We start from the raw sequence: 22,730 nt of genomic DNA, 5'->3' as shown, positions 1-22,730 counted from the left end.
CGTAACTAGTCATAAAAGTTTTTTAGGGCAAAGATACTAATTGTTGAGAAGCCCACATGATTTTATCGGTGAGCCATCTTGACCAATTAGACGCTATACATTATAAAAGGTTACAGTTTCAGAATGAAAAAATAGAATTAGAAAATAACCGGTCGTAATGTGTAACCTTTTTCCGCTGTATGCGTCAAACGGTACAAAGAACGAAAATAATCACTTAAAAATAGTATAATTATGATGGATTTTATCTTGGTTCCTTTGGTGGTAGGTATTATCACATTGGGTATTTACAAATTATTCGAACTCTTTGTATGCAAAAAAGAACGGATAATCATGATTGAAAAACTAGGCGATAAGCTTAGTATGGGGGATATCAGCAGCAAGTTATCTTTCAATGTCAACTATTCCCGTTCACGGTTCACTTTCAGTAGCCTGAAAGGCGGTTGCCTGATGATTGGTATCGGTTTAGGACTCCTAATCGCTTACTTCATTTGTTGCGCATCCTTCCCTAATTACTCTACCGGTAGAGTATGGGATGTATCAGAGCAAGCCAGTCTCGTTTATGGTGCATGCGTGCTTTTCTTTGGTGGTATAGGTCTTTTAAGTGCCTTCCTCATTGAAATGAACATCCATAAAAAAGAAAAAGAATAAAAACTAAAATCCCCGAAGCGTTGACTATCCTGTCGTTACTTCGGGGATTCTTTTGTTCTTGTTCAGATACCAAGCTCCTTTAGCCAATGTAAACATTCACACAGAGATACACGTAAAGTTCTTCATCACACTGTTCGAACTCTATCTTATTCTCTCTTGACAACCATCCTAAAGCGGCGCCCAATTCTTTGTCCTTCAGTCCGGATTTTCTTTTCAGAAGTCCATAGCCCCACTTCTCATTATTGCTGAGCAGTTGCCAAACTTTACCGGCATTCACGCCGATTTCACTTCTATTCATTTTCTACAGTTATTAAGAGGTTTAAAAACATTCAGGTGAAAATATCACCTATAAAAATAACAAATGGATATTGCATTTGTTTATTCAGCTTTGCCAAAAAGTTGTTACAAAATTCTTTTTAAAACAAAAAAACGCGATGTGTTCCGAACACAAAGCCGTCATTAGCACATATTAAATTAGAACTTTTCTTTGCAGATAATTGTTTTCAGCTAGAAATCAAACCTTTTTATAGTATTCTTTTCTATGATAATCATTTTATTTTCTTATGTTTGTAATCATCAAAAAGTAGGAACACGTGGAAAAGTCAGACTATTTATCCCCCTCACGACAAGCTCTCTACGCCAATAAAAAGGAATGGAACCGGTTTCTGTCCATTTTCTTATTGGCTGCGGGCATTGGTTTTACTGTATCAGGTATCATCTTTTTCTTTGCCTATAACTGGAACGACCTGCCCAAATTTGCCAAACTGGGAATCGTAGCTCATCTTCATCAGACTTTATAGATGAGCAGACTGCCACACGCGGTTATGCTATTCTCCAAACAGACAGTAATCAGGTAGATCAACTTATACGGTTACAGAATACTCTGACACCTTTGAATGATAACGAGATAGCTATCAAATACAAGATACAAAACAGGCGGATATTTCTCGGTGCCGAATCCTTCTTTTTTGAAGAGGGACAAGCTACTCTTTATCAGAATGCCATGTATGGTGGGCTCAAAGTGGATGATAAAGGAGAAAGCCTATTGGTGGGGCTGTATGATGAGAACTTTCAGTATATCCAACCGGATAAATAGAATATAAAAATCCCGGACTTTCACAAGCCCGGGATTTCTATATTCTCAAAAACATCTTCTTATCTATAAGGAAATAAAGGACTAGCAAATTGTTTCTAGCGCAAGAAAGAAGATGCTTCGAGAGCCAAAAAGGGATACCTGTGGGAAATAAGGGAGGTATCCCCTATCGAAGAGGAAGACAAATGATAAAGAACACTTTCACAAGTATCACTTATTTATCTGTCATCCCCTATATTATCTTCATAATTGAGTGAAGAGTTTTTCAAAGCTTATTCTTTAGCATTATCAGCGTCTTCAGCATTATCAGCGTCTTCGTCAGCTTTGTTCTTGATAGGAACAGCAATCTTGGCAGTAGTAGTTTTTCCCCAAATATCTTTCACTGTTATAAGGATATAACTTTCACTACCCGGCGTTGTTGTTTCAATATTAGTAGTGTTATTAACAATCAACGATACTTTTACAATGCTTTTTTCGTCAGCATCGGAGTCTACTGCAGGGAATTCTGTAGAGCTCAATTCAATATAGTTCTTAGCTTCATCACTCAAAGACAATTTTGCACTAGCTATCCTTGTATCATCCAATTGAATTTCTTTACCAAGATAATCTTTCCATTGGAAATTCTTGATATCGATATCAAATGTCTGTTTGGCCATAGAAAGGTAATATCCTTTATCAGTAAATACATTAGTCTTAGGCCCTACAATTTGCGAAGCAAAAGTAAGATTAAACTTCTTCTCTATTTTGGTAAGCTGCTCATTACCAAACGGAGTATAGATAGCAGTTACGGGTCTTGCTTTATCAATCTCTGATTTATCTACTGAAATATCACCTTTATTTGTACCAGCAGTCCATTCTTTACCATCCTTGTCACCTTCTTCAGGTTTGTATAAAGTAAACTCTATATTTTCTTTAACGTCTGCGTCAATTGTTTCAAAGAGAGTGTACAAATTATAAGAGATAGTTGTCTCACTCGCAGATGTCGTACCATAAGCAGTAGCATTCTTGAAATCAGCATCAAAGAACGACTTAAGCGGCTTGAAGACATTAATAGTATTATTATCCTGAGTGATGTTCAGATTTACTGTAATTATCTTAGCAATATCTGTACCAGTAGCAGCATCTCCATCCTCATAATAAACTACCAAGTCAATCTTATGAGTAGTTGCGGTAACTAAAGTTTCATCAAATTCTGGAGTTAGATAATATACTTTTTCATCACCAGTCTTGCCATTATCTGTCAATGCAAGTTTTACACTACCGTTTTTATAAGATACAGCCTTACCATTAACTTTCACTTCATTAACTACCACTCCATCCTTAGTAATAAAGCTAATATTACCATCTGCCGGCGCAGCAGTACCAGTAAGTTTTTCATTTTTAGTAGAAGCATAAGCTATCGAATACTTCGTATCTTTCAATAATTTCAGAATATCACCAAGCAAAGCAACCTTAGAATCAGCATTCTTCGCACCAACAACCCAATTCATATCCAAAGATACACTTTGCGCAAGAGTCTTAAAGTTCAAACTAAACTCTTTCTTACCAGTATTACCATCAACTTTCAGATAATTAAGAGTAACTTTCACTGTCTGTGGCGCAGAAGAAACAATAACTGTCTTCCCATCCACTTCTTTTAGATTTACATTTTCTGCATCCTCAGGTATTGTATAATAGTGAGCAAAGACTTTCCCTAAATTTGTTTCACCATAACCATTTCTCTTACCATCAGCAGCAAATATATTTTCACTCTGAACAAGATCATCCAATATGCACTCTTCTTCAATATCGATATCCTTAGCATTAGCATATGATGTACCCATTAAATCAGGAACATTATCAGCCTCGGCTTTAATGGCTTTAATCTTCACATCATAATCAGATAGAATTGCTTTTCCCCATGCATTTCTGGTAGACAATGCATAAGCAACATTCTCACCTTTTTCAATCGTTTCAGCATCAACATTTGCAAAAGCAATAGCTAAATCATAAATACCTTTGTTCCATTGTTCCGTACGAGTAGCCTGTTTCAATGGTTCAGATGACATATTCTTTGCGGGTGATGACAGTACAAAGCAAGTATTTCCATGCGAATCTTCCAATGTTATTGTATACTGTTCAATATCAATATCTACGGGGTTTATCATTGCATTGATTACAGCATCGCTACTAGTAAATAAATAGCCTTTTGGATATTCAATTTCCGGGTTACCGAATTTAACCTTCTTTTGTGCAATACCATAATACAGGCTAACTTCTTTTGTTCCGTCAGTAGAAATTTCACCGTTTTCAATAGCTACACCTTTGATACTTGTCAAATTATCAGCAGTGGGCAATACGACTTCCTGCCATTCATCTTTATCATTACGTACATGTAAAGTCCAACATGGTTTATCTTGGCTCTTCACTACATAAATGCTAGTTTCTGAAGCAGGACCTTGCACCCATCCGGTTTTATCACCTTCTTTAATAGCATTGTCATGCCCAGGTTGATAGAAATACCAAAAACCATCAGTTCCAATATAGGGTGATTTACCATCAGCACCAGCAGGTCCAACAGGACCTTGTGGACCATCAGTTCCAGCAGGACCTTGTGAACCATCAGCACCAGCAGGACCTTGCGGGCCAGTAGCTTCAATTTGCTTTACATCATCAATATACCAATAGCCATCCTTAATTTCAACTTTAGGACTAGTACCATTTTGTCCATTTACGATGTCATAAGAGTCCTCATTATTAAAGGTTATTCTGAAACCACCTTCAATCTTGACAACATCCTTCACCCATTTACCATCATTCACTTTAGCTTGTAACTCGGCAATGCTAGCTTTGTTTGCGTCAATCTGTGTTTGCAGATTGTCGATGTCATCATCGTAGTCCTTACAGCCTACATAGGTGACAGTAGAAAGTGCCAACGCCCCGAAGAACATCACTTTTACAAATTTTCTTTTCATAACTACTTAAAAATTACATTAATAATATATTATTAAACACTAAGTTTCAATAATAGACCACCCGTTACTTCATAGGTAACGGGAAAACCTTTGTGCCTGCTCTTTTGAGTAGCCAATACTGGAAAACGATATGATAGGTGATGAAACTTTTTTACCCCTGCTTCTGATAAGCGGCAGAGGGGAGGGAAATCTTGTGCAAAATTTAGAAGTTAACAAAGTCCTAATACAAAGAATCCGCTTGTTTTAACTGTCTCGTTTCTGTTTTGTGTGGTTTATTAGAAAAAATGTGTGATTTTGTTTGGTTGTTTTAAGAAATATGCTCATATTTGCACCGGAATTTAGTCCCGTTACCTATGAAGTAACAGAATAGTTTTCAAGCATTTACACCATATACAGTACGTTTCACAAAATCAAGTACTTGTTTATTTGCTTCATCTATTTTCTTATCCTGAAAAGGCTTCAGGTAAGTCTCGGTCACCGTGATAGATGAATGCCCCATCGCTTCGGAGATAATGCCCGGATGGATTTCACAATAATAAGCTGTCGTAGCCCAGGTGTGGCGGGCGGTGTACGAACTCAGTTTGTCTCCCAATCCCAGCAATTCACCCAATAACATCAATCGTTGGTTAAAGCTGCGCAATGCCAACTGATATTCATGATAGGCTTCCTTTGTTCCTTCACGACTTTTCAAGAACGAGAACAAATAAGGGGAAGAAGGGTCACGGTTCATGTATTTCTCTATCAGAATCATTGCTTCCGGAGTCAATGTCACCGACAAAGAACGCCCTGTTTTACGCCTGCGATAGGTTATCACATTATCACGCAAATCACTCTTGCGCAAATAGGCAAGGTCGACAAACGGCATACCACGAAGCAGAAACAGCAGAACGAACAACTCTTGAGCCTGACGCACAGACAATGAAACTCCCGCTTTCCGGGACAAATTTACAAAAACCTTCTTCATGTCATCATCATTCAGGGCACGTTTATGCTCGGCACGCGTCCCCGTGTAAACGGAACGAAACAGATACGGAACATAAGAAGCCTCCTGAAGATTGACCGCACGATTGTACACTGCACGGAAGGTACGCATATAGGTGGAAACCGTATTCCAACTGCATCCACGACTACGAAGATGGACTTCGAATCCTTTCAACCACTCCGGAGTCACTTCACTAAAGACAAAGTCACTTTTCCCATGATAAGCAATGATGGCATTCAGACTGCTACGATAGACGTGCGCAGTGCCAAAGTTTCCCTCCACCTGTAACCCGTTGGCTACTTGCTTCATAAATGTTAATACTTTCAACATCTCACTTTTTATTAATTAATTTGAATCTAAATATACGAAGTATTCTTGGGCATCAAGAATACAAGTAGAAAAACAAACAAAATAAAAAGCGAAGATGTTTTGAAAACACTTACTTACTGAATAGATGGGTTACAGAGAGAATCTTTAAAGATTCAGAGCAGTAAATAACAAAAAAAGTCGCTTCCGGAAATCCGGAAGCGACTCTTATATTCATTCAAAGGAGACCGGAATTACATCATTCCGCCCATGCCTCCCATTCCGGGAGCGCCCATCGGCATTTCAGGTTTGTCTTCCTTCTTTTCTACAATCACACATTCGGTAGTGAGGAACATACCAGCGATAGAAGCTGCATTTTCCAAAGCTACACGAGCCACCTTAGCAGGGTCTACCACACCGGCAGCGTGCAGGTTTTCGTAAACGTCCGTACGAGCATTGTAACCGAAGTCACCTTTGCCTTCGCGTACTTTCTGAACAACTACCGCACCTTCTTTACCCGCATTTGCTACAATTTCGCGAAGCGGTTCTTCGATGGCACGTTTGATGATACCAATACCGGTTGTTTCGTCGGCATTGTCACCCTTCAAATCTTCGATGCTGTCGATAGCACGGATGTAAGCTACGCCACCACCCGGGATGATACCTTCTTCGATAGCGGCACGGGTTGCACGCAATGCATCGTCTACGCGGTCTTTCTTTTCTTTCATTTCCACTTCTGAAGCGGCACCTACGTAGAGAACGGCTACACCACCTGACAATTTAGCCAGACGTTCCTGCAATTTCTCGCGGTCGTAGTCAGACTTGGTTGCCACGATTTGTGCTTTGATCTGTTCGCAACGTTCCTTGATGCTGTCTTTGTTTCCTGCACCGTTTACAACAGTTGTATAGTCTTTGGTAACTGTAACTTTGTCGGCAGTACCCAGCATTTCGATAGTAGCTTGTTCCAGTTTCAGACCTTTTTCTTCGCTGATGACAACACCACCTGTCAGGGTAGCGATATCTTCAAGCATTTCTTTACGACGGTCGCCGAAGCCCGGAGCCTTCACAGCACAGATCTTCAGCTGAGAACGCAGACGGTTTACTACCAACGTAGTCAACGCTTCGCTGTCTACATCTTCTGCAATAACCAACAGAGGACGACCTGTCTGTACAGCCGGTTCGAGGATAGGCAAGAAATCTTTCAGGTTAGAAATCTTCTTGTCATAGATCAGGATGTAAGGTTTCTCCATCTCACATTCCATCTTCTCCGTATTTGTCACGAAGTAAGCCGACAGATAACCACGGTCGAACTGCATACCTTCTACCACACCGATAGTAGTGTCTGTACCTTTTGCTTCTTCGATAGTGATTACACCGTCTTTAGAAACTTTACGCATAGCGTCGGCAATCAATTTACCGATTACAGGGTCGTTGTTTGCAGATATGGTAGCAACTTGTTCGATTTTGTCATAGTTGTCACCTACTGTCTCTGCTTGTGATTTGATTGATTCTACCACTTTGGCAACAGCCTTGTCGATACCACGTTTGATATCCATCGGGCTGGCACCGGCAGTAACGTTCTTCAAACCTTCGGCTACGATAGCTTGTGCGAGAACGGTTGCAGTAGTCGTACCGTCACCGGCATCGTCACCGGTCTTGGAAGCTACTTCTTTCACCAGTTGCGCACCGGTATTCTGGTAAGCATCTGCCAATTCGATTTCCTTTGCTACTGTCACACCGTCTTTTGTGATGTGCGGAGCACCGAATTTCTTCTCGATGATAACGTTACGTCCTTTCGGGCCGAGAGTTACTTTTACTGCATTTGCCAAAGCATCGACACCTTTTTTCAATTGGTCGCGGGCGTCGATATTGAATAATATTTCTTTTGCCATCTCTTTATTTACTATTTAAAGATTTATGATTTACTATTATTAATTACCCCAAAACAGCGAGAACATCGCTCTGACGCATGATAAGATATTTGGTACCTTCAACGTCAAGTTCCGTTCCGGCATATTTGCCATAAAGAACCGTATCGCCTACTTTCAATACCATTTCTTCGTCTTTCGTACCGTGACCTACTGCCACAACTTCACCTTTCAAAGGTTTTTCTTTTGCCGTATCAGGGATAATGATACCGCCAATTGTTTTTTCTTCTGCAGGTGCAGGGAGGATAAGCACTCTGTCTGCTAATGGTTTAATGTTCATAGTTACTTTTTTATATTTTAGTTATACATTTAATTGTAAGTGTTGTCCACCGTCTTTCAGGCGGAACGCTAAAATCAGTGCGAAAAGCGTGCCAAAGCAAATAAATGATTCTTTGTCAGAAATTGACTGACAAAATGGCTGACTACTTGCGCTGTATGGCAAGAAAGTACGTTTGTCGCCTGCGCAACTCAACTTCTGCTCCCGCTTCTCTTCCTTCCGGAAGGAGGAGAAGCGGGAGCCCCATCCGGCGGTTCAGTCCGGACGCGTTAAATCTTGGTTAACGTACGGATAAAAAAACAAAAAAAATCTCCTTCCGGAGCCTTCCAGAAGATTCTGATTTTTTGTCTTTTCGCCGCTTTTCCGTTGCTTTTTCGTCACTTCTCCGTATCCCCTTCGTATCACCTTCGTTCCCTCTTCGTTCCCTCTTCGTTCTAAAATTGAATAAATATTTACTTAATATCTGCCAAGAAACGAAAATAAATGCTTCGTGAAGCGAGAATGAAGCGGTATTTGATGCCCAATTGTTAAAAGATGCAAACCCGCAGACGATTCGTTGCGTTTTTCGAAATACGGACAAGCCCTCTTCGGTAGCGTTTGCATCTGTTAACAGAACGGGGCGTCTGTCGGAAAACTTTCTCCCGCCGGCGATTGTTGATAGCATTGAAGCATGATTGCAACGAGACGGGGCAGGATGTCTTGACACCTCCCTTGCATCTGCTCCAAGTATTCTTTAGTAGAGCTTACCTAAGAACTCCCCATATAGAATAAAGAATGTTACAGAAGGCTTAAATATTGAAATTCTGTTCGTATCTTTGCACCGGCTAACTAACAACCTTTTTTATTGCAATATGGCATTTACGAATAATATTATGATTGTCCGGCATAAATTGCTGGCAGACCTCGTCAGACTCTGGAAAAACGACGAATTGGTGGAAAAGATAGACCGGCTCCCGATTGAGCTGAGTCCGCGGAAATCAAAACCGTTAGGACGTTGCTGCATACACAAAGAACGGGCGGTGTGGAGATACAAGACTTTTCCGCTGATGGGACTGGATATGACAGATGAACACAACGAAGTGACCCCGCTTTCCGAATATGCGCGATTGGCATTGAGCCGCCCCGAACCGGAGAAGGAGAATATCATGTGCGTTATTGACGAAGCCTGTTCTTCCTGCGTACAAATCAATTACGAGATAACGAACCTTTGCCGCGGCTGTGTAGCCCGCAGTTGCTACATGAACTGTCCGAAGGGTGCGATACGTTTCAAGAAAAACGGTCAGGCAATGATTGACCATGACACATGTGTCAGTTGCGGTATCTGTCACAGAAGTTGCCCTTACCACGCTATCGTATATATTCCCGTTCCTTGCGAGGAAGCCTGCCCGGTAAAAGCTATCAGCAAAGATGAACACGGCATAGAACACATTGATGAGAGCAAGTGTATCTACTGCGGAAAATGCATGAATGCTTGTCCGTTCGGTGCCATCTTCGAAATCTCGCAAACATTCGACGTATTGCAACGCATCCGTAAAGGAGAAAAGATGGTTGCCATCGTTGCTCCGTCTATTCTGGGACAGTTTAAGACCTCTATCGGACAGGTATATGGCGCTTTCAAGGAAATAGGATTTACGGATGTGATTGAAGTAGCCGAAGGCGCTATGGCAACCACCAGCAACGAAGCCCACGAATTATTGGAGAAACTGGAAGAGGGACAGCCGTTTATGACTACCTCCTGTTGCCCTTCTTATATCGAACTGGTTGAGAAACATATTCCGGATATGAAACCATACGTTTCTACCACCGGTTCGCCGATGTACTACGCCGCACGGATTGCCAAAGAGAAGCATCCGGATGCCAAGGTGGTGTTTGTCGGTCCTTGTGTGGCTAAGCGCAAGGAAGCACGCCGCGACGAAGCGGTGGATTATATCCTGACGTTTGAAGAAATCGGTTCGATTCTCGACGGACTGGGGATTGAACTGGAACAGGTACAGGAGTTCTCTATATTACATACGTCTGTTCGCGAAGCACATGGATTTGCACAGGCAGGCGGTGTGATGGGAGCTGTCAAGGCTTATCTGAAAGAGGAAGCGGATAAAATCAATGCAATACAAGTGTCGGACATCAATAAAAAGAATATCGCTCTGTTGCGTGCCTGCGCCAAGACAGGAAAAGCCGCCGGGCAGTTTATTGAAGTGATGGCTTGCGAAGGCGGATGCATCACCGGGCCGAGTACGCACAACGATATTGTTTCAGGACGTCGCCAACTGGCACAGGAGCTTCTCAAACGGAAAGAGAGCTATGAAACAATGGATCGATAAACTACGGCAGGAAAGAACACTCAGGCCGGAAGAGCTCCGCCAACTGTTGACCGGATGTGACGCAGAAACCCTGCGTTACATCAATAAACAGGCGCAGGAAGTCGCTCTCCGCCACTTCGGAAATAAGATTTATATCCGTGGGCTGATTGAAGTCAGCAACTGCTGCCGGAACAACTGTTATTATTGTGGCATCCGAAAAGGAAACCCGAATATCGAACGTTACCGATTGAGCCAGGAAAGTATATTGGATTGTTGCCGACAAGGATATGAATCAGGTTTCCGCACTTTCGTGCTGCAAGGCGGAGAAGATACCGCACTGACAGACGAGCGGATAGAAATGACTGTCGCCCGTATCAGGCAGGATTATCCGGATTGTGCCATTACCCTGTCGCTCGGAGAAAAATCGCGTGAAGTGTACGAGCGTTTCTTCCGTGCCGGAGCCAACCGTTATCTGTTACGTCACGAAACATATAATGAGTCGCATTACCGGCAACTGCATCCGGCAGAAATGTCCGGCAAACAGCGCCTGCAATGTTTAGCGGATCTGAAAGACATCGGCTATCAGACGGGAACCGGAATTATGGTCGGCAGCCCGGGGCAAACAGTAGAACATATCATCGAGGATATCCGGTTCATTGAAAAGCTCCGTCCGGAAATGATTGGCATCGGCCCTTTCCTGCCCCATCATGATACGCCTTTTGCCCAATATCCCAGCGGAACGGTGGAACGGACCCTTCTTTTACTATCCATCTTCCGCCTGATGCACCCGTCCGCATTGATTCCGGCAACCACGGCACTGGCTACGCTCGCTCCCGACGGCAGAGAACGGGGAATACTGGCAGGAGCGAATGTGGTAATGCCCAACCTGTCGCCCCGGGAGGAACGGAAGAAATATGAATTATACAATGACAAAGCTTCACTCGGAGCGGAATCCGCCGAAGGACTGGATGCGCTACAAAAACAGTTGAATGCCATCGGTTATGAGATTTCTACCGAAAGAGGCGACTTCAAGTGTAATCCGTAGTGAAAAAACAAAGAATATTATGATATACCAAAAAGATTCATCCAAAGCAGAAGAGTTTATCCATCACGAAGAAATTTTGGATACGCTGGAATATGCACAGAACAATAAGGATAACCGTGTCCTGATTGAACAACTGATTGAAAAAGCTGCCCTGTGCAAGGGACTGACGCACCGGGAAGCGGCTATTCTGCTGGAATGCGACCAACCTGACCTGATAGAACGTATCTTTCATCTCGCCAAAGAAATCAAACAGAAGTTTTACGGCAACCGCATCGTCATGTTCGCACCGCTTTATCTGTCGAATCATTGCGTAAACGGTTGCGTATATTGTCCGTATCATGCCAAAAACAAAACGATTGCACGCAAGAAACTGACACAGGAAGAAATCCGACGGGAAGTAATTGCCTTGCAGGATATGGGGCACAAACGGCTGGCTCTTGAAGCCGGTGAGCATCCGTCGCTGAACCCGATAGAGTATATTCTCGAATCTATCCGGACGATTTACAGTATCAAGCATAAAAACGGAGCTATCCGCCGGGTAAACGTAAATATCGCAGCCACTACGGTAGAAAACTATCGCCGATTGAAAGAAGCGGGTATCGGCACGTATATCTTATTCCAAGAGACTTATCACAAAGATAACTACGAAGCTCTCCATCCCACCGGACCTAAAAGCAATTACGCCTATCACACCGAAGCGATGGACCGCGCCATGGAAGGAGGAATCGATGATGTAGGCATTGGCGTCCTTTTCGGTCTGAATACTTATCGGTATGATTTCATCGGATTATTAATGCATGCCGAACACTTGGAAGCCAGGTTCGGTGTAGGGCCGCATACAATCAGTGTGCCGCGCATCTGTTCGGCGGATGACATCGATGCGGAAGATTTCCCGAATGCTATTTCGGATGAGATATTCAGCAAGATTGTAGCTGTCGTCCGCATTGCCGTTCCTTACACGGGAATGATTATTTCTACACGCGAATCGCAAGAATCACGCAAGAAAGTGCTCGAACTGGGTATTTCACAAATCAGTGGCGGTTCGCGTACCAGTGTAGGCGGATATGCTGAAACGGAACTGCCCGGCAATAACTCCGCCCAATTTGATGTAAGTGATAGGAGGACATTGGACGAGGTAGTAAACTGGTTACTCGAACTCGGCTACATTCCCAGTTTCTGTACGGCATGCTATCGGGAAGGACGGACGGGAGACCGCTTCATGTCATTAGTGAAATCCGGTCAGATAGCAAACTGTTGCGGGCCGAATGCCTTGATGACTCTGAAAGAGTATCTGGAAGATTATGCTTCGGAAGATACTCGCCAAAAAGGGGGAAGGCTCATCTTAAATGAAACGGAACGAATCCCCAACCCCAAAATCAGAGAAATAGCCATCCGAAACCTCAAAGCCATCGCCGAAGGCAAAAGAGACTTTAGATTTTAGTGATGAATGCGAAGCCCGTTAATCAATAATCAATAATAAGCTACAAACTAATCACCCATAAACATGAGCTTGACAGATACCCCCAACGCCAACAGACTTCACATAGCCCTTTTCGGCAAACGGAACAGCGGCAAGTCTTCTCTCATCAATGCGCTGACAGGACAAGATACCGCCATCGTCTCGGATACGCCCGGCACAACGACCGATCTTGTTTCCAAAGCAATGGAGATTCAAGGTATTGGTCCTTGTCTTTTTATGGATACTCCGGGATTCGACGACGAAGGGGAACTGGGCGAAATGCGTATCGCCCGGACATTGAAGGCGATTGAAAAGACAGACATTGCGCTACTGCTTTGTGAAGATGATTCAACTTCTTGCGAAAACGAAAGGTTGGAGTCACCGGAAGATGAAATGTGGAAGCTACTGAAAGAGAAGAATATCCCTGTCATCCTGATACTGAACAAAATTGATATACGCGAAAACACCGATGCGGTGGCCGCACGTATTGAGCTGCAATATAACCGGCGCCCGTTGCTTGTCAGCGCAAAAGAAGGAACAGGGATTGAAGAAATCCGGCAGGCGATTCTTGAAAAGCTCCCTTCGGACTTCGGTCAGCAGAGTATCACCGGAGAACTTGTCGCAGAGAATGACCTCGTGTTACTAGTCATGCCACAGGATATTCAGGCTCCTAAAGGCAGGCTCATCCTGCCACAGGTACAGACTATCCGTGAACTGCTGGATAAGAAATGCCTCGTGATGACTTGTACTACCGATAAACTTCCGGAAACCTTACAGGCTCTTGCCCGTCCGCCGAAGTTAATCATCACCGATTCGCAAGTATTCAAAACCGTCTACGAACAGAAACCGGAAGAAAGCAAACTGACTTCTTTCTCTGTTCTCTTTGCGGGATATAAAGGGGATATTCATTATTATGTAGAAAGTGCTACCGCCATTGAAAGCCTGACGGAATCGTCGCGCGTACTGATAGCGGAAGCCTGTACACATGCTCCCCTCTCCGAAGACATCGGAAGAGTGAAACTCCCACGCCTGTTACGAAAAAGAATCGGAGAGAAACTGCAGATTGATATGGTAGGCGGAACGGATTTCCCGCAGGATTTGACTCCTTATTCTTTAGTCATTCATTGCGGAGCATGTATGTTCAACCGCAAGTATGTGCTCAGCCGCATCGACCGTGCACGGAAGCAGCATATCCCTATGACGAATTACGGAGTAGCCATTGCCTACCTCAATGGGATACTTGAACAAATTGAATATTAAAAAAAAGAAGTTATTTAGTTGTATACAAAGAACATATTCCTTACATTTGTCCGAATCTATTATTAACCCTTTCATTAACTTACAACACATGAAAAAGAAAAGAATGGTCTTTACCATTTTATTGGCAACCGGGTTTGCTTTCCAAGTCCGGGCACAAGAGAGACTGACGAGCTACAAAGTACGAAACGCAATCGAAGTACGTACTCCCATTATGAACGACAGCATTAACCCGAAAGGAGAAAAACATTCGGTAAAAATGTTGCTCAGAACTCCGGTCGTACTGGATTTGCCGGATGCTCAGATGCAGTCATTGGCTGTCGATACGGCAGGTTATCTGAGTCTGGAAAAAGCGGAGAAAAACAACAGGCTCTACTTGCTGAAAACGCAAATACGTGCGGAACGCTTCCTGAAAGGGAAACTGAGAGTGACTTCTCCCGTCCGCTGGGAAGTCTTTATCGACGGAGTTTCCAAGCAGACAAAAGACGCTGCCGAAGACAGCATCACTTCCGCCTCTTCACGCGAAATAGCCATCACCATGGAGCCTGAACGCGATTATGAGATTACGTTCAAACTACTTTCCGCTTCGGAAGACAAAGCAGCTCCTACCTTGAAATGTGAACTTATCAAAGACGAGAAATTCAAAGAGATTGCCTGCACACTTGCTCCCGACGCAAAGCAACGTTTCTCACTCGACAATACCGTATATGGCAACCGGACGATTTCTGTTGCCATCTCTCCTAGCGGAAAGTATTTATTAACCCGCTACTGGAACAATCATTCCGCCAAACGTTCGCGCACTTATTGCGAACTCAGTGACTTGAAAACCGGAAAAGTTCTTTTGGATAACGCAAGGGACGGCATGCGCTGGATGCCGAAAAGCGACAAGCTGTATTATACCGTCACTGCCTTAAATGGAAACGATGTAATCGCACTCGACCCTGCCACCCTTCGCGAAGAGGTTATTTTAAAAGGAATTCCCGAACAAAGTTTCACTTGGTCACCCAATGAGGACTTCCTTATTTATTATCCCAGAGAGGAAGGGGTAAAGGAGGAAGGTGCTCTCCGCCGCATTGTAAGTCCGGCAGACCGCATTCCCAATACCCGGGGACGCAGCTTCCTGGCTAAATATGACATAGCCAACGGAGTTTCCGAACGGCTGACTTACGGCAATCACAGCACTTACCTGCAGGATATTTCCCCCGACGGAAAGTATATAGTGTACAGTACTTCCAAAGAAAATATCACCCAACGTCCTTTCTCTTTGTCTTCTCTCTATCTGGTAGACTTGGAGACTCTAAAAGTAGATACGCTCTTCCATGACGAAAGATTCTTGGGTGGTGCCAGCTATTCACCGGACGGAAAACAGTTGTTACTGACTGCAAGCCCCGAAGCATTCGGCGGTATCGGCAAGAACTGCGGCAGTCATCCCATTGCCAATGATTTCGACACGCAAGCCTTTATCATGGACTTGGCTACACGCAAAATCCAGCCGATAACCAAAGACTTCAACCCTACCGTCAGCCCCTTGCAATGGAATCGCGGAGACGGTTGTATCTACTTCAACACGGACGACGGCGACTGCAAGAATATCTACCGTTATTCTCCGAAAAGCGGTAATTTCGAAAAGTTGAACCTCGAAACAGATGTTGTCAGCACTTTCACTTTGTCTGAATATAATCCGGCCATTGCCGCCTATATCGGTCAATCGGATAGCACTTCGGGAGTCGCCTACCTTTACGATATGAAGAAAAAAACTTCCCGCCTGCTTGCCGACCCGATGAAACCGATTCTGGACAAAATAGAATTAGGTAAAACAGAACCCTGGAACTTTACAGCTTCGGACGGCACAGTTATCACCGGAAAGATGTGTCTTCCACCCGACTTCGACCCTAACAAGAAGTATCCGCTAATCGTATATTATTATGGCGGTACCACTCCTACGACACGCGGCATCGGAAATCCGTATTGCGCCCAACTGTTCGCATCACGTGATTACGTAGTATATGTCATTCAGCCCAGCGGTACTATCGGCTTCGGTCAGGAGTTTTCTGCACGCCACGTCAATGCTTGGGGAAAACGTACTGCGGATGATATTATCGAAGGAACGAAACAGTTCTGCAAGGAACATTCCTTCGTGGATGTGAAGAAAATCGGATGCATCGGTGCTTCTTATGGTGGATTCATGACCCAATACCTGCAAACTCAGACTGATATTTTCGCCGCTGCCGTATCCCATGCAGGCATCAGTGACGTGACAAGTTATTGGGGCGAAGGGTACTGGGGATATTCATACAACGCGATTGCGGCTGCCGACAGCTATCCCTGGAAGAACCCGGAACTGTTCACCAAACAAGGTTCCCTATTCAATGCCGACAAGATTAACACTCCGTTATTATTGTTACATGGCACAGTGGATACGAATGTGCCTATCGGAGAAAGTATCCAGCTTTTCAATGCGCTGAAGATATTAGGCAAGACCGTAGAGTTTATTACCGTGGATGGCGAAAACCATTTCATCTCCGATTATGACAAGCGAATTAAATGGCACAACTCTATCATGGCTTGGTTTGCACGCTGGCTGCAAGACCGTTCCGAATGGTGGAATGAGTTATATCCGGAACGTCATTTGTAATTCAGAATTCTGATTGTAGCTCTGTTTTCATATTCCACCTACAAATTCTGAAACGTATGATGTATTAACTGAAACGTACAATCTATTAAATAATAAAGGCGTCGCTGATTCTACATTCAACGACGCCTTTTATTATATTATTAATTTATCCTATAATCTATGTCTGCTTATTTCTTCACAGCAGCAATCAACTCTTCTGCCGAAACAAGGTTTTGTTCTCCAGTCTCCATATTCTTCAACATCACTTTTCCTTCGTTCATCTCGTTTTCGCCGACAATGGCTACAAACGGGATATTTTTCGCATTGGCATAGCTCATCTGCTTTTTCATCTTCGCAGCATCCGGGAAAATCTCCGCACGGATACCGGCAGCGCGCACTTTAGCCAGAATTCCCATAGAGAAAGCAGCTTCCTTTTCACCGAAGTTGATAAACAGAAGTTCCGTTCCGTTCACGGCTTCTTTCGGATAAAGGTCGAGTTGGTTCAAGACATCGAAGATACGGTCTGCACCGAAAGAGATGCCCACACCCGAAACTCCTGCCATACCGAATACACCGGTCAGGTTGTCATAACGACCGCCACCCGTGATACTTCCGATTTGTACATCCAGTGCCTTCACTTCAAAGATAGCACCTGTATAATAGTTCAGTCCGCGAGCCAAAGTCAAGTCGAGTTCGATTTCATTCTTCAATCCCATTGCTTCCAAGGTATTCAAGATGAATTCGCTTTCTTCCACTCCCTTCAATCCCACTTCACTGGCTGACAGTACATTTTTCAACGTCGCGAGCTTCTCTGCATTTGTTCCGCTAAGAAGGATAATCGGCTGCAACTTGGCGATAGCCTCATCACTGATACCCTTATCTTTCAACTCGGCATTTACATTATCCAACCCGATTTTATCCAGTTTGTCTATCGCCACAGTAATGTCGACAATCTTATCCGATTCACCGATAATCTCCGCAATACCGGAAAGAATCTTGCGGTTGTTAATCTTAATACATACACGAATATTGAAACGACTAAAAACGGTATCGACAATCTGCATCAATTCCACTTCGTTCAGCAATGAGTCACTGCCCACCACGTCAGCGTCACATTGATAGAATTCGCGATAACGTCCCTTCTGCGGGCGGTCGGCACGCCACACCGGTTGAATCTGATAGCGCTTGAACGGGAAGGTGATTTCATCACGGTGCATCACCACATAACGGGCAAAAGGCACAGTCAGGTCATAACGTAATCCTTTCTCACAGAATTTGCTTGCCAGTTTGGCTGCATTACGGCTCAACAATTCTTCGTCAGTAATCCCGGAAAAATAATCTCCTGAATTCTGAATTTTAAAGAGTAGTTTATCTCCCTCATCACCGTACTTTCCCATCAGTGTGGAAAGCATCTCCATCGAAGGAGTCTCTATCTGCTGGAAACCATACAAATGATATACGTCACGAATCGTATTGAATATATAATTACGCTTCGCCATCTCTATCGGCGAAAAGTCACGAGTTCCTTTAGGAATACTTGGTTTTGCTGCCATAATATTACTGTTTATAATTTTAATCACGCAAATTTACTGCAAATAATTGAATTAGCTGAAAGAAAAGAAAGACAAATAATTTGTTTATACCAAAAAGAATGCCTCCAAACCTAAATTAGGAATCGGAGGCATTTTTCTATTGCTTTACTATGATATAACCCTTAGTCTCTTCTACCCATGAAAATCATGATATAGTAAACCAATGTAGCCAATGAGCCCAATGCGGCAACTACATATGTATAAGCAGCAGAACGAAGAGCATCTTCAGCCTGTGCATGATTGTACGAATTAGTAATGCCGGATGAACTCAACCATACCAACGCACGCTTACTTGCATTGATTTCCACCGGCAGCGTAATAAAGCTGAACAGGGTAGTCATGGCAAACAGAATAATACCTGCCAGCAGCAATTGCGGGAAAGTGTTTACCATCAAGATACCACCCAACAGAACCCATGTCATAATGGAAGAGGCAAAGTTCACCACCGGAACCAGCGCACTACGCATCTTCAAAGGAGCATACATACGCGCATGTTGCACAGCATGGCCACATTCGTGAGCTGCTACGGCAGCCGCCATAATACTATTGCTTTCATACACCCCTTCACTCAAATTCACCGTTTTGTTAGTCGGATTATAGTGGTCGGTCAACTGCCCAGGCGTATGTGTCACCTGCACATCATAAATTCCATTGTCATGCAACATCTTCAAAGCTACGTCGCGTCCTGTCATGCCGTTTCCGGTAGGAATCTTGGAGTACTTCTTGAACTTATTCTGCAAATTCATCTGTACCAACCAACTTACTACGGCAATTCCAATAAATAATACCCAATAAGACATCATATACTTTTCATTTTAATTATTACTCTATATCTATATAAACAAATAGTTTGCCAAAAGTAAGGGGAAACTACCAATGTCAGGATAGTTTCCCCTTGCTTTTATGAAGAATTATCTAAAAATTAGTCAATTGTAAGTTCTACTACATAGTCAATATCTTTCGGCACATCAGCAAACTCCAGCACAACACCTGCTTTCGTTTTGGTAAAGCGAACCGGGGACTGGTCTTTGAACAGCACCGCTTTCTTCACTTTCTTATCTGCCAAAGGCAGGAACAACGCTCTATCTTTCAGATTGAGGATATGCACATAGAGCTTATTGCCTTTCTGTGTCGTCACTCCCCAGTCATGCGGGGCAACTGCACCGCTGCGTGTTCCGTAGATAGTTTCGCCATACTGCTTCATCCACTCTCCCATTTCCGCCAAACGTTGTACAGCTACTGCAGGAAGCTCACCATCGGGTTGAGGACCGATATTCATCAAGAGATTGGCATTTTTACCGGCTGCCTTCACCAAATAATGAATCAATGTCTTTGTTGACTTATAATTCTGGTCGGTAATCTTATACCCCCACATACCATTCATTGTTTCACAAGTTTCTAAAGGCAGGCGACTGATCTCCTGTCCCGAAAGTCCCGCTGAATTTTCACCTGGCAGGTCACGTTCGAAAATCTGAATATCTTCACCTGCAAAAGGCGTCTGATGATGATTGTTACCGATAAGGCATCCCGGCTGGAGCTTATGAATCAATGCGTATTGTTCAGGGAGTTCCCAGTCGAAATTTTTATTCTGGTCCTGATCCCACCATCCGTCAAACCAGATGGCACCTATCGGACCATAATTTGTCAGCAACTCCGTCAACTGGTTATTCATAAATTGATAATAGCTTTTCCAATCCCCTTTCGGATTGGGGCGTCCTGTTCCTCGTCCGGTACGTCCCCAGGGATAATCTTCGCGCACCCAGTCGAGATGCGAATAGTAGAAATGAAGTTTGATTTCGTGTTTCGCACAAGCGGCTGCCAGTTCTTTCACAATGTCACGCTTGAAAGGAGTAGCCTTGACTACATTATAGTCCGAATATTGGGTATCGAACATAGAAAATCCCTCGTGATGACGGGTAGTGAAACAGATATATTTCGCTCCCGAAGCCTTGATAGCCTCTACCCATTTGTCCGCATCAAACTTGGAAGGATAGAAACCGCCTGCCAGTTTGGCATATTCTTTATAATCCAGATTATTATTTGTCATAGTCCACTCACCGGTAGCGAGCATGGCATACAATCCCCAATGAAGGAAAATACCAAACTTATTGTCCTGAAATTCCTGACGTGCTTTCAGGTTCTCTTCGGTGGGTTGATAAGAAGAAGATTGTGCAAATGCACTAACGCCCATTGCGAGCAATAAAAGAAAAGAAATAAAACGTGTTTTCATAAGCGCGATTATTTATGTGTATAAAAAAATAGACAACAAGAAGTCTGAATAAAGAAAGGCGGAGATAAAAAAAACTCCGCCTTCCCCCCTATATAATTACCAGATTGTTATTCTCCAGTATAACGTTCGATAGTCTGTGCCCTGTCCGGTCCTACAGATACAATCTTGATTTCCACGCCAAGCTGTTCTTCCAGGAAAGTCAGGTAAGCATTGAATTCTTCCGGGAATTCATCTTCATTCTGCATCTTGGTCATATCTGTCTGCCAGCCCGGAAGTTCTGCATATACAGGTTCTACGCCTTCTGTGATGTCATACGGGAAATAATCGATTTCTTCACCATTCACTTTGTAAGCAACACAAGCTTTGATTGTTTCGAAAGTATCGAGTACATCGCTCTTCATCATAATCAATTTGGTAACTCCGTTTATCATAACGGAATACTTCAACGCTACCAGATCGATCCATCCGCAACGACGTTTACGACCGGTTACAGAACCAAATTCATGTCCCAACGTACACATCTTGTCGCCTGTTTCGTCAAACAGTTCTGACGGGAACGGACCTGCTCCTACACGAGTACAGTATGCCTTGAAGATACCATATACTTCACCAATACGGTTAGGTGCCACGCCAAGTCCGGTGCAGGCTCCCGCACATACGGTATTGGAAGAAGTCACAAACGGATATGAACCGAAATCAATATCAAGCATAGTACCCTGCGCTCCTTCACAAAGCACGCTCTTACCATCCTTCAACAGGTTATTCACTTCATGTTCGCTATCTACGAAATGGAATTGTTTCAGGTATTCGATACCTTCCAACCATGTTTTTTCCAGTTCAGTAAGATCGTATTCATAATTCAAGCTCTTCAGAATTTGTTCGTGACGAGCTTTCGCAGCAGCATACTTCTGGTCGAAGTTATGAAGAATATCACCTACACGAACACCGTTACGGCTCACTTTATCCGTGTAAGTAGGACCGATACCCTTACCGGTAGTTCCTACTTTAGCATCGCCTTTAGCTGCTTCGTATGCAGCATCCAGAATACGGTGTGTCGGAAGAATAAGATGAGCTTTCTTTGAGATGTGCAAACGTTCTTTCAACGGATGCCCTGATGCTTCAAGCGCCTCAGCCTCTGCTTTGAACAGTGCCGGATCAAGTACCACACCATTACCGATGATGTTTACCTTGTTTCCCTGAAAAATACCGGAAGGAATAGAGCGAAGCACATACTTCTGTCCCTCGAACTCAAGTGTATGACCGGCATTCGGGCCGCCCTGGAAACGGGCAACCACATCATACTTAGGTGTTAAAACGTCGACTACTTTTCCTTTACCTTCGTCGCCCCATTGTAATCCTAAAAGAACATCTACTTTCATTTTTCTTTTTTATTGTTGTTATTTACTTTTTTCCGTTTGTTAGCTCTGTCGCACTTACTACATACTCCATATATATATAAAGAGTAATGCGAAAGCTGGAAGCGGCTCAATTTCGTATTTTCAATGGCTTGCTGCAGTTCCTCGTTCTGAAACTCGGTCACTTTACCACATTGAGTACATATCTGATGATGATGTGTCTCTCGATTATATGATTTCTCGTATTGGGAGGAAGTACCAAACTGATGCTTAATGACCAGCCGTGCATTGATAAGAAGAATAATGGTGTTGTAGAGAGTCGCCCGGCTCACCCGGAAATTCTCCTGGTCCATCATCCGTGAATAAAGCATGTCTATATCGAAATGACCATCGATAGAATAGATTGTATCGAGTATGGCATAGCGTTCAGGAGTCTTTCGATGCCCGTTCGCCGTGAGATATTCCGTGAATATCTGCCTTACTGTATCTTTCACGTTTTGAGTTTCCATCATCAGCCAAAATTAGCGCGAACAAAGTTAAGCCTTTTTTGCGGAAAGCAAATGATAAAGAGAAGTTTTTTTAGTTCATCACAGAGTTAGACAGTTTTTTTATAAATTAAGAGCCTGTTTAAATTTTCCTGAGATTATGTTAGATAGGCTTTACCGACCAGTTTTTATTCGTCACATAGTC

17 protein-coding genes and 1 pseudogene are annotated in these 22,730 nt (G+C 43.4%); 8 read left to right on the top strand and 10 right to left on the bottom strand.

Going from position 1 to position 22,730, the window contains the following annotated elements; translation table 11 throughout:
• Positions 1-231 precede the first annotated feature (231 nt).
• Entirely contained in the window at positions 232-648 is a 417-nt protein-coding gene (locus NSB03_RS16200) for a DUF6249 domain-containing protein (RefSeq protein WP_024988147.1), read from the top strand.
• A gap of 79 nt (positions 649-727) precedes the next feature.
• On the opposite strand, the gene NSB03_RS16195 is transcribed toward NSB03_RS16200, so the two are convergent.
• Entirely contained in the window at positions 728-946 is a 219-nt protein-coding gene (locus NSB03_RS16195; RefSeq protein WP_024988146.1) for a winged helix-turn-helix domain-containing protein, read from the bottom strand.
• Positions 947-1,241: 295 nt separating this feature from the next.
• Between NSB03_RS16195 and NSB03_RS16190 the strand changes: the two are divergent.
• Positions 1,242-1,424: pseudogene (locus NSB03_RS16190) on the top strand (DUF2157 domain-containing protein); the annotation flags it as partial.
• Complete coding sequence (locus NSB03_RS20810; protein WP_128824430.1) at positions 1,385-1,744, top strand: GDYXXLXY domain-containing protein; 360 nt, start codon at positions 1,385-1,387, stop codon at positions 1,742-1,744. The pseudogene NSB03_RS16190 and the gene NSB03_RS20810, both read left to right, overlap by 40 nt.
• 269 nt (positions 1,745-2,013) lie before the next feature.
• On the opposite strand, the gene NSB03_RS16180 is transcribed toward NSB03_RS20810, so the two are convergent.
• The 4 genes from NSB03_RS16180 to NSB03_RS16165 all read right to left on the bottom strand — a co-directional run bounded on the left by NSB03_RS16180 (position 2,014) and on the right by NSB03_RS16165 (position 8,191).
• Positions 2,014-4,695, bottom strand: coding sequence for a collagen-like protein (locus NSB03_RS16180; RefSeq protein ID WP_024988143.1), 2,682 nt, complete (start codon positions 4,693-4,695; stop codon positions 2,014-2,016).
• Positions 4,696-5,068: 373 nt separating this feature from the next.
• Positions 5,069-6,007 carry a tyrosine-type recombinase/integrase gene (locus tag NSB03_RS16175; RefSeq protein ID WP_024988142.1) on the bottom strand — a complete coding sequence of 313 codons (939 nt, stop codon included), beginning with the start codon at positions 6,005-6,007 and terminating at the stop codon, positions 5,069-5,071.
• Between the two features lie 230 nt (positions 6,008-6,237).
• Entirely contained in the window at positions 6,238-7,875 is a 1,638-nt protein-coding gene (groL, locus tag NSB03_RS16170; protein WP_065539205.1) for a chaperonin GroEL, read from the bottom strand.
• Positions 7,876-7,918: 43 nt separating this feature from the next.
• Positions 7,919-8,191 carry a co-chaperone GroES gene (locus NSB03_RS16165; RefSeq protein WP_004314007.1) on the bottom strand — a complete coding sequence of 91 codons (273 nt, stop codon included), beginning with the start codon at positions 8,189-8,191 and terminating at the stop codon, positions 7,919-7,921.
• 848 nt (positions 8,192-9,039) lie between these two features.
• Between NSB03_RS16165 and NSB03_RS16160 the strand changes: the two genes are divergently transcribed.
• From NSB03_RS16160 to NSB03_RS16140, 5 genes are all read left to right on the top strand, one after another.
• Entirely contained in the window at positions 9,040-10,509 is a 1,470-nt protein-coding gene (locus NSB03_RS16160; RefSeq protein ID WP_024988140.1) for a 4Fe-4S dicluster domain-containing protein, read from the top strand.
• On the top strand, positions 10,490-11,533 hold the full coding sequence (gene hydE / locus NSB03_RS16155) for a [FeFe] hydrogenase H-cluster radical SAM maturase HydE (RefSeq protein ID WP_024988139.1): 1,044 nt from the start codon (positions 10,490-10,492) through the stop codon (positions 11,531-11,533). Before NSB03_RS16160 ends, hydE begins: the two co-directional genes overlap by 20 nt.
• Before the next feature lie 19 nt (positions 11,534-11,552).
• Positions 11,553-12,974 carry a [FeFe] hydrogenase H-cluster radical SAM maturase HydG gene (gene hydG / locus NSB03_RS16150; protein WP_257466503.1) on the top strand — a complete coding sequence of 474 codons (1,422 nt, stop codon included), beginning with the start codon at positions 11,553-11,555 and terminating at the stop codon, positions 12,972-12,974.
• Between the two features lie 63 nt (positions 12,975-13,037).
• The gene (gene hydF / locus NSB03_RS16145) at positions 13,038-14,252 is read left to right on the top strand and encodes a [FeFe] hydrogenase H-cluster maturation GTPase HydF (protein WP_024988137.1); all 1,215 of its coding nucleotides are present in this window, start codon (positions 13,038-13,040) and stop codon (positions 14,250-14,252) included.
• A gap of 103 nt (positions 14,253-14,355) precedes the next feature.
• Positions 14,356-16,884: an alpha/beta hydrolase family protein gene (locus NSB03_RS16140; protein WP_128824431.1), complete on the top strand. Its 2,529-nt coding sequence runs from the start codon at positions 14,356-14,358 to the stop codon at positions 16,882-16,884.
• 167 nt (positions 16,885-17,051) lie between these two features.
• Here the strand turns inward: NSB03_RS16140 and hisS are convergent, their stop codons facing one another.
• The 5 genes from hisS to NSB03_RS16115 form a co-directional block, all read right to left on the bottom strand.
• Positions 17,052-18,416, bottom strand: a complete 1,365-nt coding sequence (gene hisS / locus NSB03_RS16135) for a histidine--tRNA ligase (protein WP_024988135.1) — start codon at positions 18,414-18,416, stop codon at positions 17,052-17,054.
• A 161-nt stretch (positions 18,417-18,577) separates the two neighbouring features.
• A complete protein-coding gene (locus tag NSB03_RS16130; RefSeq protein WP_024988134.1) occupies positions 18,578-19,258 on the bottom strand; it encodes a zinc metallopeptidase in 681 nt (226 codons plus the stop codon).
• Between the two features lie 119 nt (positions 19,259-19,377).
• Positions 19,378-20,685 carry an alpha-L-fucosidase gene (locus NSB03_RS16125; protein WP_024988133.1) on the bottom strand — a complete coding sequence of 436 codons (1,308 nt, stop codon included), beginning with the start codon at positions 20,683-20,685 and terminating at the stop codon, positions 19,378-19,380.
• 107 nt (positions 20,686-20,792) lie between these two features.
• A complete protein-coding gene (locus NSB03_RS16120; protein WP_065539216.1) occupies positions 20,793-22,064 on the bottom strand; it encodes an adenylosuccinate synthase in 1,272 nt (423 codons plus the stop codon).
• On the bottom strand, positions 22,061-22,549 hold the full coding sequence (locus NSB03_RS16115) for a Fur family transcriptional regulator (RefSeq protein ID WP_008025868.1): 489 nt from the start codon (positions 22,547-22,549) through the stop codon (positions 22,061-22,063). The genes NSB03_RS16120 and NSB03_RS16115 overlap by 4 nt, the downstream gene beginning before the upstream one ends.
• Positions 22,550-22,730: the final 181 nt, after the last annotated feature.

The organism is Bacteroides acidifaciens, from assembly GCF_024623065.1.
Taxonomy (GTDB): domain Bacteria; phylum Bacteroidota; class Bacteroidia; order Bacteroidales; family Bacteroidaceae; genus Bacteroides; species Bacteroides acidifaciens.
The sequence above is the reverse complement of the archived record's forward strand: the minus strand, read 5'-3'. Positions and strand labels throughout refer to the sequence as shown.